Origin of the sequence: Providencia sp. PROV024, assembly GCF_032709665.1 — a bacterium.
Classification (GTDB): Bacteria; Pseudomonadota; Gammaproteobacteria; order Enterobacterales; family Enterobacteriaceae; genus Providencia; species Providencia huashanensis.
Genome location: NZ_CP120545.1, coordinates 3,849,288 through 3,865,005, shown reverse-complemented (window position 1 = coordinate 3,865,005; position 15,718 = coordinate 3,849,288). Strand labels below are relative to the sequence as shown.

Here is a 15,718-nt window from a genome sequence, read left to right as displayed (position 1 = left end):
GAGAGGGCATATGGCTATCGACAACATTGAGAATATAAACGAGGCTCCCGAGCGGGAATCGATGGAGTTCGATGTCCTGATTGTCGGTGGTGGGCCTGCAGGGTTATCGGCAGCAATTCGTTTAAAACAGCTAGCCGCAGAAAAAGGGGCTGAGCTCTCCGTTTGTTTAATTGATAAAGGGGTAGAAATAGGGGCGCATATTTTATCAGGAGCCGTAATTGACCCTCGCGCTTTAGATGAATTACTACCAGATTGGCAGCAAAAGGTAACAACCCCTTTAACTGCAGTAACCCAAGACCGTTTTTTATGGCTAAAAGAAAATAAATTCAATCAGTTACCATTATCTTTATTACCAAGTAGTTTAAAAAATAATGGCAATTTAATTGGGAGTCTAGGTCAAGTTAGCGCGGCTTTGGCGGTTGAAGCAGAGGCGTTAGGTGTAGATGTTTTCGCTGGGTTTGCGGCTACTGAGGTGCTATTTGATGACGCAGGAAGCGTGATTGGCGTGACGACAGGGGATATGGGATTAGATAAAGCTGGCTCGCCCACCGCGATGTACCAAGCTGGGATGAATTTAGTTGCTAAAATGACCTTTTTTGCCGAAGGGTGTCGGGGGCAACTAGGTAAACAATTAATTGAACGTTTTGATTTAGCTGCAAACAGCGGTAAGCAAACTTATGGGTTAGGGATCAAAGAAATTTGGCAGATCCCAAAAGAACAGCATCAGCCAGGGGTTGTGATCCATTCAGTAGGGTGGCCATTAGATAATCACACTTATGGAGGTGGTTTTGCTTACCATTACGGTGAAGACCTCGTGGCTGTTGGATTAGTTGTTGGTCTGAATTATGAAAACCCATATTTATCTCCCTTTGAAGAGTTTCAGCGTTTAAAAACGCATCCTGCTTTTAGTGGTTTTTTGTCTGGTGGTAAACGGATTAGCTACGGAGCAAGAAGTATGGTAGCAGGAGGCCTTGCTGCATTACCTGAGCTAAGTTTTCCTGGTGGTGCATTAATTGGTGATGATGCAGGCTTTTTAAATGCTGCACGCATAAAAGGAACTCATTGTGCAGTTAAAAGTGGGTCATTAGCAGCTGAGGCATTGTTTGGTTCTTTACATCATGAAACGGTAGATTATTCGCGATTTAAATCATTATTTCGCCAGCTATTTGAGGATAGTTGGCTATATCAAGAACTTTATCAAACACGCAATTTTAAGCCATATATGAAAAAAGGGTTAGTTATTGGCTCAATGTTATTTGGGGCTGAACAGCTACTGTTGAAGGGGAAAAGCCCTTGGACACTGAAGCTCAAGCAAGCTGATCATGAAAATATAAAAGAAGCGAGTAAATTTCAACCAATAATATATCCAAAACCGGATGGTGTGCTGACTTTTGATAAGGCTTCATCTGTATTTTTATCAAATACTAACCATGAAGAAGACCAGCCTTGCCATTTAAAATTGGCGGATATCACAGTGCCAATCCAAATTAATTTAGCTAAATATGCGGCTCCAGAAACGCGTTATTGCCCCGCAGGCGTATATGAAGTCTTGGGGGAAATTAACCAAGAAAAACTGCAAATTAATGCGCAAAACTGCCTACATTGTAAGGCTTGCGATATTAAAGACCCATTACAAAATATAACTTGGACTGCACCACAAGGGGGAGAGGGGCCAATTTACCAAGGAATGTAAGGGGGAAATTATTGTTTGTGATGTAGATGTGCTTGATGTTTTTTTATTTTTATCAGTCGTTTTGGGGCATTATTGCCCCATTTTTTTATAGATTATTATCAATACGGGTATGTAATTTTAATTTATAACGAGAGCCTGCAGAGGTCATGTTGACGTAGCTAATTAATGTATTGCCAGTCCAAGTGCGTCGACTGAGTTGTAAACAAGGGGAATTTTCTTTTACTGATAACGATTGTGCAATTGATTTTGTCGCAAGTGCCGCTTCAATGGTATGTTCCATTTCACTAACAGGAAAATGGCGTTGTAAATAGCCGCTTGGTGTTTCCGTATCGCCGTATTTTTGTTTTACAAATTCAGGTGCAATAGCATGGTTCACGTAGCGTTCTTCTAACATTAAAGGGATATCATTTTCAAAGTGGAGCACTTTACAATATCCGACTTCACTTCCTTCTGTAATACCAAGTTGTAATGCAATTTCTGCGGAAGCAAGGATGACTTTCAGTTGCAACTGGTGACCACTATATTTATTACCACTTACAGATATTTCATCAAAAATATCAAACGCCTTGGTAACAGGAAGCTCATGTTTTTGAGTTGCAACAAAAGTGCCCTTTCCTGCAATACGATTTAGGATACCTTTCTGACTTAATTCTGAAATAGCTTTATTTACCGTCATACGGCTTACATTGAACTGTGCACAGAGTTCAAGTTCGGTAGGGATTTGAGTTTCTGGCTTAAAAACCCCTAAATCAATACTGCGTAAAATGTAAGACTGAATTTGCTTGTATGCAGGTTGTGATGTCATCGCTTTTATTCAAAATTATTGTTAGAAGAAGGGAGAAAATGGCGCTCTTGCTACATTTTACCCACCAATTTTGTATTGAATGCAAGTTTATCAGTAATTATTGGCTTTACTAGTAGGAGTCGCCTATTTATAGGGGAAGGCCCCGAGTAATTGTTATTTACAGATGCTCGTCATTGTCTGAATTATTTTATTATAGTGTAAGTTTTTCTAGGGCAATATACCTTTATTTAATATCATAATGTTAAATTTACTATAACAAATAGGCATCATTTATGGGCGTTCAGTATTTTCAAACGACTTTAACACAGTGTGATTATAAAAATGTCACCCCGATAGGTATGGTGAGGTTGTTAGCATCAGATAAAGTGTTTTTTTTCAATCAAGATGACTTTAAAAACAGCCAAATATTTTTGGATAGGTTGAAAAAGGGCGATGTACTGATTATTTGTGCAGAACAGATGAATGATGGCAGTTATTGGGTTAACTGGGTATACCATGAAACCAAAGGACGCTTAGAGCCAGATAGAACGGTCGGTTTTACTCGTAAGCTTGGAATACAATTTTTAATTTCATTGTTTTTAATGGCACTAATACCTGCAGTGTATTACTGTTTTATTGAAGCTGATGATAATTTTTTAATGATAATACTTGTGGCAGTGTTAGGCTGCGCAGCTTTTACTGGTATTGTATTATTTGTGTTAGTGCTTGCAGAAATAAAACATATTTTAAGTTCGAAGCGTAAATTAATTTTGAAGGCACTGGATTTAGTCATTGATGAACAATATAAAACTAATGGCCAAGACCAGCAAATTGATATTTTAGGTATAAAAAAAACGAAAACTAAGCCTGCCAAATTACATAAAGCCACTAATATTGGCATAGAGCAAACCTCTTTATCTTCTACGCGTGGTAAAACCAATATTACTGCTAACCTCAGTGTCACCATTGCAGCAGGAGATACAGAACAAAAGCTTAATCAAATCAGCTTACAAATAAATAAAGAACATCTGGATGTCTTAGTGTCGGCGAATGAGCCACTCTTTAATAACCATAGTTTGTTTATCGCTCAAGGGGATGAGCTTGAGGTTTATCATAAAAATCTCCAAGAGAACTCAAAAGAGCAAGTCGTCTTTGGCATCTACAATCATCAAGATGGTTTAGCATATAGCCTTATTGGTAAAGGTGCGCCCCAAGAACGAGGGTTTTATTACGGCTTATGGGGATTCACTGGTTTGATTCTTATTTTCTTAGTATTAATGGCTCTCGGACTATCTATTGCTGAAACTATGGAAAAAGGAGGGTACTGGGACTACTGGGATTGGATAAATCTTGTTGATACGGGTGGGTTATATATCAGTTTTGCAGTTTCAATTGTGTTGGGAATTAGTTTTCTTATCGGTTTGTGTGTGGCGGTCTATTTTAAAATATCTAAGCGCGGTAATGCGTATTATCAAGCTCAGTATTTATTGAAGCATTTACGTCGACAGCAAGGCAAAACTGATTATGTCACGGAGGTTCGGTCATGAATCCATTTCTCAGCAGGCATTTTATCTTATTAACGTTGGCTTTTTCGCTAAGTTTTATTTTTATTGTATTCGTATTTGTGCGTGATGGTACAGTTGATTGGCAGTGGGAAAAACATAATGAAAATGGGCCTGTTATCGCAAATTATGACTGGGCGACTACTTTTCCTGCTGAGAATGGCATGTTGATTATTGCTCAAAAAAGTAATAACCAAAGTTACTATTATTCGTTGTATAACAACTATACAAATTTTAGTGAGTATAGCTATCAAGTTTTGTTTGCAGATAACCAAGGTGTGCGTTTTATTACTCGTGCTGATGATAGTTTTTACAATGCAGTCTGTGAAAGAAAAGAGTGTTTAATTATTTTAAGAGATGGCTACCGAAAAATTAATTTAATTGATTTCTCAATCAGTGAGTTAATACCTTGGCAAGATAAATCTGGAGAGTTATTCTCTGCGTTGATCACGGGGAAAATCTACCAATCTAAAGGCCTACCTGCATATATTGTTGCGAGTAATGAGAATATCTTTATCAGCCAAGATAAAGGTATAACTTGGGAACACTTTATGAATGTGAGAAATTTAGCCAAGTCGTTATTTCCTGAGGAAATTGAAGGTAATTCAAATTTTTCCTATGCAACGTATCGAGATAAAGTGGTGATGTGGTACAGCTACGGTAATCAGATGGGGTCACTTGAGGTTATTATGGATATACCAACGAAACAGGTGGTTAGTAGTAAATGGTTACCTGTTCGCATCAATGAAGCAGCACAAAACCTCAATGGTGATATTTTTGTTATTGCTCAAGAGCCTTCTCGCCGGTTATTTTCTTTAATGCAATTTCATACCAATGGGACTTTCGAACTGATCGCCGAAAATGGTTATAATAATATGCATGAGCTAAAAGTTGGTCATAAAGGTGTCATTGTTTCAGAGTGGGTTAGGGGTTCTCAGCAATATCTAATGATGGATTTAACGACAAAAACGCTGCGTCATCGTCCGGAATTATCACTGTATAACAAAGTCTATAATGATAGCGACCAGTCTTTTATTGATATAGGCAGTATTTATTCAGATGAAAGCACCATAGAAAAAGGTGCATCTGTTTCTTATCAATCAGTACATTAATGCTATTGTAATATATTATTAATAATATAGTTAATAAAAAAGGATAAGATTCCTCTTATCCTTTTTTGGTCATGATCTATTGCAAATTCATACAAACCCTACCAATAAAGTAATATATTGGGTTAAATTAAAAGAGCTATGATGTACGACAAGGAAATAAGCTAACGATATATAGAATGTGATTGTTTTTTATACTTTGGTTAGCTGCATGTTTATAATAATCTACTATTTGAGTGAAAAATAAACAACAGTGATTGGTTATATTATTATCTACCATTTGGCTATATAAATGGTAGATAATTTAGAATAATTCAGTTGGATGTTTTTATTGGGATAGAATAATAGTGGGGTATACGGATTTAATGGTTGATGGGGCACCTTTACCCCACCAACCTGATACCATTATCAGATGGTTGATAGATCGACCCCGTAGTTGAGTTCCTCTGCGAAGTCCGGCAGTCCGTAACCGATGGTTTTCTTGTAGAACGGAGAGACCTTCGCGGTCGGGGCCTTCTTCTTGTGCTTCGTGGTGTAGAGCATTCGTGCCCGCATCACCTCGAAGGAGTAACCACGTCCTTCACGGTTCTTGTCCTTGGCCAGTCGGTTGATGGACTCCGTGTAAGCGTTGGTGACGGGCATGTCCGTCTCGAAGTAGGTCATGATCTCTTCGCGCCAGTTGCCTACAGCCCTGACCAGATCGCTCCAGACTTCCTTCTGGCCCTTCGGGATGGTGGCTATCCACTCGTCCAGGGCGGCTTCTGCCTGGGGCCGTGTGGTAGCGTCCCAGATGCCGTAGAAACGTTCCTTGTGCTCGTAGGCGGCCAGCAGTTGTGGGAATGCGCCGGTCCAGGTCTCCATGATGAGGCGTTCCCGGTTTGAGACTTCGTGAGCGCGTTTCAGCAGGATTTTCCGGTCACCCTTGAGGGTTCGGCTCTGGGAGGGCATCAGCTCCTTCCTGAGGCCCTTGCGCACCTTCTCCAGGGCATCGTTGGCCATGCGCACCACATGGAACTTATCGACCACGATGCGGGCCTGTGGCAGCACCGCCTTGACCGCTGCTCGGTAGGGATTCCACATGTCCATGCTGACGATCTTGACCTTCTGCCGGTCTTTCATCTTCATCAGGTAGTTGGTCACCACGTCCTGACGGCGGGTGGCCAGCAGGTCGAGCAGGGTCCTCTCCTCGATGTTGGTCAGGATGCAGCGGTAGCGCTTGTTCAGGTACAACTCGTCAATGCCGAGAATGCGGGGCGTCTCGAAGCGGTGCCAGCGCCCCAGGAATTCGGCGCGGGCGTTGAAAATGTCGCGTACCGTCTTCTCGTCCAGGCCCGTGGTATCAGCCACGTAGGCGTAGGGGTGATTGAAGGCTTCCTTCTCCACGTACTCATGCAACCGCAGCGTCATGCGGAAGCCGTCCACCATCTCCGGTAGCTGGGGCCTGAAGGTGGTCTTGCAGGCCCGGCAGGTGTACCGGCGACGAACTACCCAGAGGGTGACCCGCTTGCCGTGGATGGGCAGGTCACGATAGGGAACATCACGCTTGCCGAACCGCACGAACTCACCCTGCACGCAGCACCCCTCGCAGGCTACTGGTGTAGGTGCTTCAAGCCGAAAATGTATGTCTTCATTCTGCTCATCAGAATCCACCAACTGGTAACCAGGAAGGCTTAACGAATTAATCATCTCCCGCCTTGATCAGAAAAACAGGTAGGTGGCGTAACCGGCAATCATCGCCATAGCAAAAATGACTGCTAAAAACGCCGCTAAAAGCTTCAGCGTGAACAAAGAGCGCAACAGAATGAGCTCAGTCAGGCTGGCTCCGGCACTGCCGATGATCAACGCAAGCACCGTCCCGGCACCCACGCCTTTGGCCATCAGAGCCGCTGCCAGAGGTATGACGGCTTCAGCGCGAATATACAACGGCACGCCGATGACAGCGGCAACTGGAATGGCAAAGGGATTATCTGGGCCTGCATACTGCTCCAATAAGTCAGTGGGCATGAAACCATAGATCACGCTGCCAATCGCAATAGCGATGAGCAGGTAAGGCAACACATCGATAAAGTCCGACCAAGCTTCCCGCCACACACCATTGTACTTCCCTTCTTTCTTAACCGTGACAGTGGGTTGACTGTCACAGCATTCGCTAGACGTAGAGACTGTTGTCTTCCTATCAGCCCCGCAAGAAGCCGTCTTCGGAGTGGTGTCGCAGCTGTTGGTGCCGCAACTCGATGCGGTCGATGTAGCACTGCACGGGCTTGCTGATGAACTACATCCACTGCTCTCTTGTGTCGCCGTCCGGCGCACATAACGCTCGAAGCCAAGCGTGTGAAGCAGCCATCCGGCACCTACCGCGACCACCAAAGCGGCGAGCACATAGATAGCAGTAAGTGTCCATCCAAACGTGGCAACCAGCAGGCCGACGACGATAGGATTCAGCAACGGAGATGTGAAAAGAAACACCATCATCGGCCCAAAACCGGCCCGTGCCTGAATCAACCCTTTCAACATGGGGATAGTCGAGCAACTACAGAAGGGCGTTATAGCTCCTAAACCAGCAGCAAGAAAATAGCCTCGCTTCCCACTGGAAGTCAGTAACGCTTCCACCTTGGATGGTGGGATGTGACGTTGAAGAACTCCGACCAGCAAGCTAATGCCAATGAATAAAACCGATAGCTCGATAGCGAGAAAGGCGAACATGCCTAGAGCGTCTTGGAGTTGAGGTGACATTCAATATTACTCCTATATTTCTAGTTTTATCGAAATGATGTACGCAGTCTACTTGCGTTTATCCGACCTGTCAACTATAATTCTAGAAACATCGAATTATTGGGGCGTGCTATGGATCACGAAAAGGTTGCAGCCAGCTTAGCTGAGCTAGGGAATAGTCACCGACTGTCCGTGTTCCGCTTTCTGGTCAAAGCTGGCCATGATGGGGCTTCGGTCGGAGATATCCAGAAGGGGCTGGGTATTCCTGCTTCGACGCTATCACATCACCTTGCGCGCATGGCCAAGGTAGGGCTGATCCGGCAGGAGAAACATAGCCGCACGATTGTCTGTATACCCGAGTATGGGCACCTAGAGAATTTGATCGGTTTCTTACAAGAGGAATGTTGTGCAGGTGTCCGGATTGCGCATGAACCAGAACCGCTTTGACGCTTGCCCAGCTCTCGCTGTCCTCCCTAGTCAGCATCGCTATGAAGACTCAGGCGAAGGTGGAAACAGAAAATTGGCAGTAGAGTAGGCTGAAGAGGATCAATCAGATAATCCGCTGAGAAAGATTTTCTTCTTTACATCTTTGACATTTTATCAACCAGAAATTCCGGATACCCTAATAGTGATGATATGAAATATTACATCATTAAAGATTACTGATTAAATAATTTATGTTACCTCCATTTTTTAATCAAACAGTTGATTTCATCTAATAAACCTGAGTTACTTTATGAATATTATCAATTGGATGAAATAGAAATAAAGATAAAATCACTGAATAGGTGATATTGACTAGACCCTGTTTTATATTTGATGCAAAATAAAGCTGCAATAATTAATTCTAATTAAATTTTAATTGAGACAGCTAAATGAATATATCTAAAATCAGCATCGCATCTATTTTTATTGCTAGTGCATTATTAAGTGGTTGTGCAAAGGAATCTTCCCGTTCTTTAGCAGTAGAGAAAGTTGCGACTTATAATACTAATTACTCGGGTCCTAAAAGCCCAATATCAATTGGCAAATTTGATAACCGTTCGAGTTATATGAATGGCATTTTTTCAGATGGCGTTGACCGCTTAGGTAATCAATCAAAAACAATTTTAATGACGCATCTTCAGCAAACTGGGCGCTTTAATGTATTAGACCGGGCTAATATGCAAGAGTTAAAAGAAGAAGCTGGAATTAAAGGCCAGTCCCAGCAATTAAAAGGCGCAACATATGTTATTACCGGTGATGTCACTGAATTTGGTCGAAAAGAAGTCGGTGATAGACAACTATTTGGTATTTTAGGCCGTGGTAAATCACAAGTCGCATATGCAAAAGTTAATTTAAATGTTGTGAATGTCCAAACTTCCGAGGTGGTATTCTCAGCTCAGGGAGCAGGCGAGTATGAATTATCAAATAGGGAAATTGTCGGTTTTGGTGGAACTGCAAGTTATGACTCTACGCTAAACGGTAAGGTGCTAGATTTAGCAATAAGGGAAGCTGTGAATGATCTCGTAGTTGGTATTGAAAGTGGTGCATGGCAGCCAGCTAAATAAGGGAATATGATGAAATTTAAATTACTTCTTATTTTTGCTGGAGCCATTTTATTAAATGGTTGTGCTAACGAGCCAAAACCATTATATAACTGGGATGGTTATCAAACTACAATTTATCAATATTACCAGCAAACAGATACTGGCCCTCAAGAACAAATTCAAGCATTGAAAAAAAACCTTGAAATGAGTAAGGCAAACGGTCTTGCTACCCCTCCGGGGTTACACGCCCATTTAGGGTTATTGTATTCCACAACCGGAGCCATCGACCTTGCAATGCAAGAGTTCAACGCTGAAAAAGAATTATATCCAGAATCTGCGGCGTATATGGATTTTCTAATGAAAAATAAAGGGAAAGCAAAATGAGGCGTTTATTCATACTCAGCGGGCTGGTGATGGCTTGGTTATTAACTGGTTGTGCACAGCCAACAAAAGTTGATTATACTGCGTTTAATCAAAGTAAGCCAAAAAGCATTTTAGTGTTATTACCTCAGAATAGCTCTCCAGAAGTACAGGCTAGTCATGGTTTATTATCACAAACAGCCCTGCCTTTAGCGGAGGCTGGCTACTATGTTTTTCCTGTAGCGGTAGTGGAAGAAACATTTAAGCAAAATGGTTTAATAAACGCAGGGGATATCCAATCTGTTCCGCCCGCCAAAACCCGAGAAATTTTCGGTAATGATGCTGTGTTATACCTTAATATAACAGAGTACGGTACTAGCTATCAGGTTATTTCCAGTGATACACGTGTCACAGCGGATGCAAAACTTGTTGATGCGAGGACAGGGGCATTATTATGGAGCGGTTCGGCATCTGCATCGAGTGCTGAAAATAACTCTTCTTCCAATGGCATTATTGGTGTTTTAGTTTCGGCGGTTGTTAATCAAATTGTTGATACCATGACAGATAAAAGTTACACAATTGCAGGTATAACAAGTGCAAGGTTATTATCTGCAGGTACGCCTAATGGTATATTATATGGGCCTAGATCTCCTAAATATGGGAAAGATGCTCAGTAATTGTTAATTATTTGAATCATGGGTAAAGTATTCTAATCATACTTTACCCATTTTATTTTTGTTAAGCGTTATTTAAATAAAGCCAAATTACTCTTTATAATTATTAAATTACAGATATGAATAATAATTATTTTTTGTTTTTTTTATGTTTTAATATTTACAAGCTTATAAAAAATAACGAATAAAATTAAATGTGTGACTTGAGTCAATTTGTCTTAGCATTATCTAATGATTATGTGATATAGGTATAATTATATGACAATCTCTATTACTTTATATTTTTAACTGTTATATATATGATGCTGTTGGTTGTACTAATTCCTTTTTGATAGGAGTCATAGTATGTTTTCGTTAAGCAAGTCTCTCATATCAAGGCATTTCTTCTATATGAAGAAATGGTTCAATATTGATATTTCTTTAGCCTTCTTTTTCCCAAATAAATAACCTTTTTTGTTTTTCTAAACTAAAAGTTTCGTTATAGCTTATTTTTTATAAGTACGATCCTTTGTATTTATTATTTAATGAAAAATTAAAGGTATTATCATGGCTAAAAGAATTGTAGAACCATTCCGTATTAAAATGGTAGAAAATATCCGTATTCCAAGTAGAGAAGAGCGTGAAGCTGCGTTAAAAGAAGCTGGATACAATCCATTCTTGCTACCAAGCAGTGCTGTGTATATTGATTTATTGACCGACTCAGGTACTAATGCCATGAGTGATCATCAATGGGCAGCAATGATCACTGGTGATGAAGCCTATGCAGGATCTCGTAACTATTATGATTTAAAAGATAAAGTTAAAGAGATGTTCGATTATGACTATGTGATCCCTGCTCACCAAGGTCGTGGTGCTGAAAACATGTTATTTCCTGTATTATTGAAAGTAAAACAGGAACAAGGTGGTGCTAAAAAACCTGTCTTTATTTCTAATTTCCACTTTGATACTACCGCTGCTCATGTTGAATTAAATGGCTGTAAAGCAGTTAATATTGTTACAGAAAAAGCTTATGACTCAGATACCTATGATGACTGGAAAGGTAACTTTGATATTCAAAAATTAAAGGATAACATTGCACAACATGGCGCTGAAAATGTTGTGGCGATTGTATCTACTATTACTTGTAATAGTGCCGGCGGCCAGCCAGTATCAATGGCTAACTTAAAAGAAGTCTATGAAATAGCAAAACAACATAATATCTTTGTTGTTATGGATTCAGCGCGTTTCTGTGAAAATGCGTATTTTATAAAAGAACGTGATCCTAAATATAAAAATTCAACAATTAAAGAAATTATTCTGGATATGTACAAATATGCTGATGCATTAACTATGTCAGCTAAGAAAGACCCATTATTGAATATTGGTGGATTAGTTTGTATTAAGAATGATGAAAAGATATTTACGTTAGCTAGACAGCGCTGTGTACCAATGGAAGGGTTTGTTACTTATGGCGGTCTTGCTGGTCGTGATATGGCTGCCATGGTTCAAGGCCTTGAAGAAGGGGCTGGGGAAGAATATTTACACTATCGTATCGGTCAAGTTAAATATTTAGGAGACCGTTTACGTGAGGGAGGGATTTCAATTCAATACCCTACTGGTGGTCATGCGGTATTTGTGGATTGTAAGAAACTAGTACCGCATATTCCTGGCGACCAGTTCCCAGCACAAGCGGTTATTAATGCATTATATTTAGAATCTGGTGTTCGTGCGGTTGAAATAGGCTCATTCTTATTAGGGCGCGATCCCGAAACAGGCAAACAAAAACATGCAGATATGGAGTTTATGCGGTTAACTATTGCAAGACGCGTTTATACCAACGACCACATGGATTACATTGCAGATGCTCTGATTGGGTTAAAAGACAAATTTGCTACTTTGAAAGGGCTTGATTTTGAATATGAACCTCCAGTATTAAGGCACTTTACTGCAAGATTAAAACCAATCAAATAATAGGTCGCTCTTATGGTTCCCGTGCAATGCGGGAACCTTATCCTTATTCTTAAGGTGAACACCATGAATAATTTGGCAGCCAAAAAAGAACCCTCCATATTGGTAGGGGGTTTTGTGCTAGGCGGTGCAATGATAGGGGCAGGGATGTTTAGCTTGCCAACTATTATGGCAGGAGCTTGGTTTATTAACTCTGTAGTTGTTTTATTAATCGTTTGTTTCTTCATGTTTCATTCAGGAATTTATATTTTAGAATGTATATCTAAGTATGGGGCGGGAACGAATTATTTTTTTATTTCTAAAGAATTATTACCAAAGTGGGCATGCTATATTGCTAATATAGCACTAATATTTGTTCTTTATATATTAATTTACGCCTATATATCAGCAGCAGGATCAGTCATAAAAGAGGCTGCAGCTATTTATGGCTATAATGTTAATTTAAGATTAATATTTATTGTATTTACATTGATATTAGGAGCAAGTATTTGGTGGAGTGGGGTAGGAGCAAGCCGGTTAACATCTTTATTTTTATTTATTAAAATAGTTTTATTTATTTTGGCTTTCTCAGGGTTATTTTTCATTGTAAAAACAGATTTGTTATTAACATCACCAGTTGAAGGTGGAAACACATCACTATTGCCCTTTATCTTTATTATTATTCCATATGCAATTACTTCTTTTGGTTATCATGGCAATGTATGCAGCTTATATAAATTGTATCATGAAAATGAAAGGAAAGTGGTTAAAAGCTGTGTGATTGGGTGTGTATTAGCCCTTGTTCTTTATTTCTTATGGATCTTAGGAACAATGGGGAATTTACCAAGAACAGAATTTTTAACAATTATTAATAAAGGTGGTAATTTAGATGCGTTTATTGAGTCGCTTTATGCGGTCCTCAATAGTAAGAATATTGCGACATTCTTACTATGGTTTTCAATAAGTGCAGTATTTTGTTCATTTTTAGGTGTTGCTATTGGGTTGTTTGATTATATTCTTGCTTCATTAAACTTTAAAGATAACCCATCAGGTAGAATGAAATCCGCCTTATTATGCTTCTTGCCACCACTTGTTCTTTGCATGTTATTCCCAAATGGTTTTCTCATTGCAATTGCATATGCAGGTATGGCCGCATGTATCTGGGCGATTATTTGCCCGGCAGTTATGGCATTAAAAGTAAGAGAGCGTTTCCCTGATTCTAGATTCAAAGTATGGGGCGGAAAAGGGCTAATCTATGCCGTTATCGCCTTTGGAGTCGTTGGCATTATTTGCCAATTGTTAGCGCAGTTTAATTTGTTACCGATATACCGTTAATTTTTCAAAATACAAGTTGTAGAATAACTGCAAAGGTACAGTGAGGGTTTGCTGTGCCTTTTTTATAACTGTATGTAATTTTAATATTATTCACTAACTCTTTTTATGCAAAAATAAATAATTTCTTATATCAGTTTGTTTTTTCAATGATTGTATTATTTTGAGACTTGTATCAAGTTTCTGGAATTAAATTCCAATATCGATATTCGATAATTCTCATAACCAAATAGTAACCCCTTTGAATTATAAGTGTTTTTACTTAGTCTCGGCCTGATTTTGTGATTATCTACTTCAGTTAACCCTAAAATTATTCTCTTTATCGCCGATAAAGTTAAATATCGTCATTTTATCTCACCGAAAGAGAAATTCTATGCAGAAACTTCGCGATTACTCAATTCGTACTGCGGTCTTCGTATTATTAAGTATTTTATGCCTGATTTTGGGGGGGACAAATGTTTACAGTGGTTGGTCACTATCACGTATTGCAGATGGAAATGATATCGATAGACAATTAGTCCAGCAAATGACAGTACTTAGTCAGGGAAACGATCAATATTTTCGATTTGTCACACGACTGACTCGGGTAATGGAAAGTAAAAGTGAAGGAAAAACAGTAGATTATGCCCCTGTAAAAGAGGCTCTGTCGAATATGGAAAAATATTTAGAACAGATGAAGTCTATCTCTCCAGGACCAATGGACCCTGAAATATCAGAGCAGGTAATTTATAGTTGGCAGGCGCTATTCGATGATGGGGTAACACCTCAACTTATGCTAAGCATGGACAATGATCCGAATAAATATTTAGCCCATGCTCACAACATTACTCCTGCTTTGAGCCGCGCTTTTGGTGCTTCAATTCAAAAGTTTAATCAGACGGCTGATGCATTGATTAGTCATACTCGGCAACATGTTGATAATGTGATGGATATTACGCGTATCGTCATGATTATTACGGCAATACTAGGAATATTGATGCTCATTTTTACGGATCGCTATATGGCGACTATGATGCAAAAGCCATTAGGGGTGTTGAGACAGCACTTTATTGAAATTGCAAAAGGGAATTTAAGCCAGCCAGTGCTACCGTTTGGTAACAACTGTGTGGGGAGATTATTTCCGATCCTTGAAGAAATGAGAAAAGATCTGCATGAATCAGTAGGCTCGATCAGGCAAGGAAGTGAGAATATTTATCTGGGGGCGAGTGAGATTTCTAATGGTAATAATGACCTTTCATCGCGTACTGAAGAACAAGCGGCTGCCTTAGAAGAAACCGCTGCGAGTATGGAACAAATCACCGCCGCAGTTCAGTTGAATATGGAAAATACACTTCACGCAAACCATTTAGCTAGCGAAGCTTCTGTGGTTGCGAATAAAGGCAATGAAATTGTTTACTCTGTCGTTACAACGATGAGTGAAATTTCACAAAGTTCACAAAAAATCTCAGATATCATCAGCATGATGAATGACATTAGTTTTCAAACAAATATCTTAGCTTTGAATGCATCTATTGAAGCGGCTCGTGCTGGTGTGCATGGTCGAGGTTTTATGGTGGTTGCGGCTGAAGTTCGTAAATTGGCAAGTCACAGTGCAGATGCCGCTATGGAGATTGAAAAGTTAATTGCTAGTTCAGGTGCTTGTGTGGAAAAAGGAACGGGGCTAGTTAATGAGATGGGAAAAACGATGGAAAGTATCCTGCGAGGTATTAACGAGGTCACTGCTATTATGAAGCAAATTACGGTAGCTTCAGAGGAGCAAAGTAAAGGGATAGCACAAGTCGGTGTCGCTATTACGCAGATGGATAGCGTTACCCAGCAAAATGCGTCTTTAGTTGAACAAGTTGCTACGGCAGCTAATTCATTAAGCCAGCAAACTCAAGAGCTACAGCAGTCTGTGCAACAGTTTAATTTATCTGCATAGTAAGGTGAGATTGCGCCATTTTGTAGAGAATAAAAAGCCCTCACTGCATTACAATGAGGGCTCACAAAAGCACAGTATTTAGGAGCTAAGATTATTATTATAAGTCAGCAGTAGGC

The 15,718-nt window shown here is 40.0% G+C and carries 13 protein-coding genes; 10 read left to right on the top strand and 3 right to left on the bottom strand.

The genetic code is table 11. The annotated features are described in order from the left end of the window. Positions 1-10: 10 nt before the first annotated feature. Complete coding sequence (locus P3L56_RS17835) at positions 11-1,693, top strand: electron transfer flavoprotein-ubiquinone oxidoreductase (RefSeq protein ID WP_210831764.1); 1,683 nt, start codon at positions 11-13, stop codon at positions 1,691-1,693. A gap of 85 nt (positions 1,694-1,778) precedes the next feature. Here P3L56_RS17835 and P3L56_RS17830 read toward each other — a convergent pair whose 3' ends face one another. Then, a complete protein-coding gene (locus tag P3L56_RS17830; RefSeq protein ID WP_042846298.1) occupies positions 1,779-2,498 on the bottom strand; it encodes a UTRA domain-containing protein in 720 nt (239 codons plus the stop codon). Between the two features lie 272 nt (positions 2,499-2,770). On the opposite strand from P3L56_RS17830, the gene P3L56_RS17825 reads away from it, so the two are divergent. Together P3L56_RS17825 and P3L56_RS17820 are read left to right on the top strand one after the other, a co-directional pair. Then, a complete protein-coding gene (locus tag P3L56_RS17825) occupies positions 2,771-4,024 on the top strand; it encodes a hypothetical protein (RefSeq protein WP_048606127.1) in 1,254 nt (417 codons plus the stop codon). Continuing rightward, positions 4,021-5,151: a hypothetical protein gene (locus P3L56_RS17820; protein ID WP_210831763.1), complete on the top strand. Its 1,131-nt coding sequence runs from the start codon at positions 4,021-4,023 to the stop codon at positions 5,149-5,151. The genes P3L56_RS17825 and P3L56_RS17820 overlap by 4 nt, the downstream gene beginning before the upstream one ends. 405 nt (positions 5,152-5,556) lie before the next feature. Here P3L56_RS17820 and P3L56_RS17815 read toward each other — a convergent pair whose 3' ends face one another. Both P3L56_RS17815 and P3L56_RS17810 read right to left on the bottom strand, forming a co-directional pair. Beyond that, a complete protein-coding gene (locus P3L56_RS17815) occupies positions 5,557-6,834 on the bottom strand; it encodes an ISL3 family transposase (RefSeq protein WP_000610829.1) in 1,278 nt (425 codons plus the stop codon). A gap of 12 nt (positions 6,835-6,846) precedes the next feature. Then, the gene (locus P3L56_RS17810) at positions 6,847-7,881 is read right to left on the bottom strand and encodes a permease (protein ID WP_029396327.1); all 1,035 of its coding nucleotides are present in this window, start codon (positions 7,879-7,881) and stop codon (positions 6,847-6,849) included. A gap of 111 nt (positions 7,882-7,992) precedes the next feature. Between P3L56_RS17810 and P3L56_RS17805 the strand changes: the two genes are divergently transcribed. From P3L56_RS17805 to P3L56_RS17775, 7 genes are all read left to right on the top strand, one after another. Continuing rightward, positions 7,993-8,307, top strand: coding sequence for an ArsR/SmtB family transcription factor (locus tag P3L56_RS17805; RefSeq protein ID WP_000349485.1), 315 nt, complete (start codon positions 7,993-7,995; stop codon positions 8,305-8,307). 428 nt (positions 8,308-8,735) lie between these two features. Further along, positions 8,736-9,410 carry a CsgG/HfaB family protein gene (locus tag P3L56_RS17800; RefSeq protein WP_042846294.1) on the top strand — a complete coding sequence of 225 codons (675 nt, stop codon included), beginning with the start codon at positions 8,736-8,738 and terminating at the stop codon, positions 9,408-9,410. A gap of 9 nt (positions 9,411-9,419) precedes the next feature. Beyond that, the gene (locus P3L56_RS17795) at positions 9,420-9,773 is read left to right on the top strand and encodes a DUF4810 domain-containing protein (protein ID WP_173424815.1); all 354 of its coding nucleotides are present in this window, start codon (positions 9,420-9,422) and stop codon (positions 9,771-9,773) included. Further along, positions 9,770-10,426 (top strand): DUF799 domain-containing protein, encoded by a 657-nt coding sequence (locus P3L56_RS17790; RefSeq protein WP_042846292.1) that lies wholly within the window; start codon positions 9,770-9,772, stop codon positions 10,424-10,426. Before P3L56_RS17795 ends, P3L56_RS17790 begins: the two co-directional genes overlap by 4 nt. 543 nt (positions 10,427-10,969) lie before the next feature. Next, entirely contained in the window at positions 10,970-12,373 is a 1,404-nt protein-coding gene (locus tag P3L56_RS17785; RefSeq protein ID WP_042846291.1) for a tryptophanase, read from the top strand. A gap of 63 nt (positions 12,374-12,436) precedes the next feature. Further along, positions 12,437-13,684 carry an aromatic amino acid transporter gene (locus P3L56_RS17780; protein ID WP_042846290.1) on the top strand — a complete coding sequence of 416 codons (1,248 nt, stop codon included), beginning with the start codon at positions 12,437-12,439 and terminating at the stop codon, positions 13,682-13,684. Positions 13,685-14,054: 370 nt separating this feature from the next. Continuing rightward, entirely contained in the window at positions 14,055-15,602 is a 1,548-nt protein-coding gene (locus P3L56_RS17775) for a methyl-accepting chemotaxis protein (RefSeq protein WP_129466444.1), read from the top strand. The last annotated feature ends 116 nt before the right edge of the window (positions 15,603-15,718 follow it).

Bases quoted from the DNA above. Each gene is read 5' to 3' on its own strand.
- P3L56_RS17835 (WP_210831764.1), top strand. From the start codon at position 11: ATGGCTATCGACAACATTGAGAATATAAACGAGGCTCCCGAGCGGGAA.
- P3L56_RS17830 (WP_042846298.1), bottom strand. From the start codon at position 2,498: ATGACATCACAACCTGCATACAAGCAAATTCAGTCTTACATTTTACGC.
- P3L56_RS17825 (WP_048606127.1), top strand. From the start codon at position 2,771: ATGGGCGTTCAGTATTTTCAAACGACTTTAACACAGTGTGATTATAAA.
- P3L56_RS17820 (WP_210831763.1), top strand. From the start codon at position 4,021: ATGAATCCATTTCTCAGCAGGCATTTTATCTTATTAACGTTGGCTTTT.
- P3L56_RS17815 (WP_000610829.1), bottom strand. From the start codon at position 6,834: ATGATTAATTCGTTAAGCCTTCCTGGTTACCAGTTGGTGGATTCTGAT.
- P3L56_RS17810 (WP_029396327.1), bottom strand. From the start codon at position 7,881: ATGTCACCTCAACTCCAAGACGCTCTAGGCATGTTCGCCTTTCTCGCT.
- P3L56_RS17805 (WP_000349485.1), top strand. From the start codon at position 7,993: ATGGATCACGAAAAGGTTGCAGCCAGCTTAGCTGAGCTAGGGAATAGT.
- P3L56_RS17800 (WP_042846294.1), top strand. From the start codon at position 8,736: ATGAATATATCTAAAATCAGCATCGCATCTATTTTTATTGCTAGTGCA.
- P3L56_RS17795 (WP_173424815.1), top strand. From the start codon at position 9,420: ATGAAATTTAAATTACTTCTTATTTTTGCTGGAGCCATTTTATTAAAT.
- P3L56_RS17790 (WP_042846292.1), top strand. From the start codon at position 9,770: ATGAGGCGTTTATTCATACTCAGCGGGCTGGTGATGGCTTGGTTATTA.
- P3L56_RS17785 (WP_042846291.1), top strand. From the start codon at position 10,970: ATGGCTAAAAGAATTGTAGAACCATTCCGTATTAAAATGGTAGAAAAT.
- P3L56_RS17780 (WP_042846290.1), top strand. From the start codon at position 12,437: ATGAATAATTTGGCAGCCAAAAAAGAACCCTCCATATTGGTAGGGGGT.
- P3L56_RS17775 (WP_129466444.1), top strand. From the start codon at position 14,055: ATGCAGAAACTTCGCGATTACTCAATTCGTACTGCGGTCTTCGTATTA.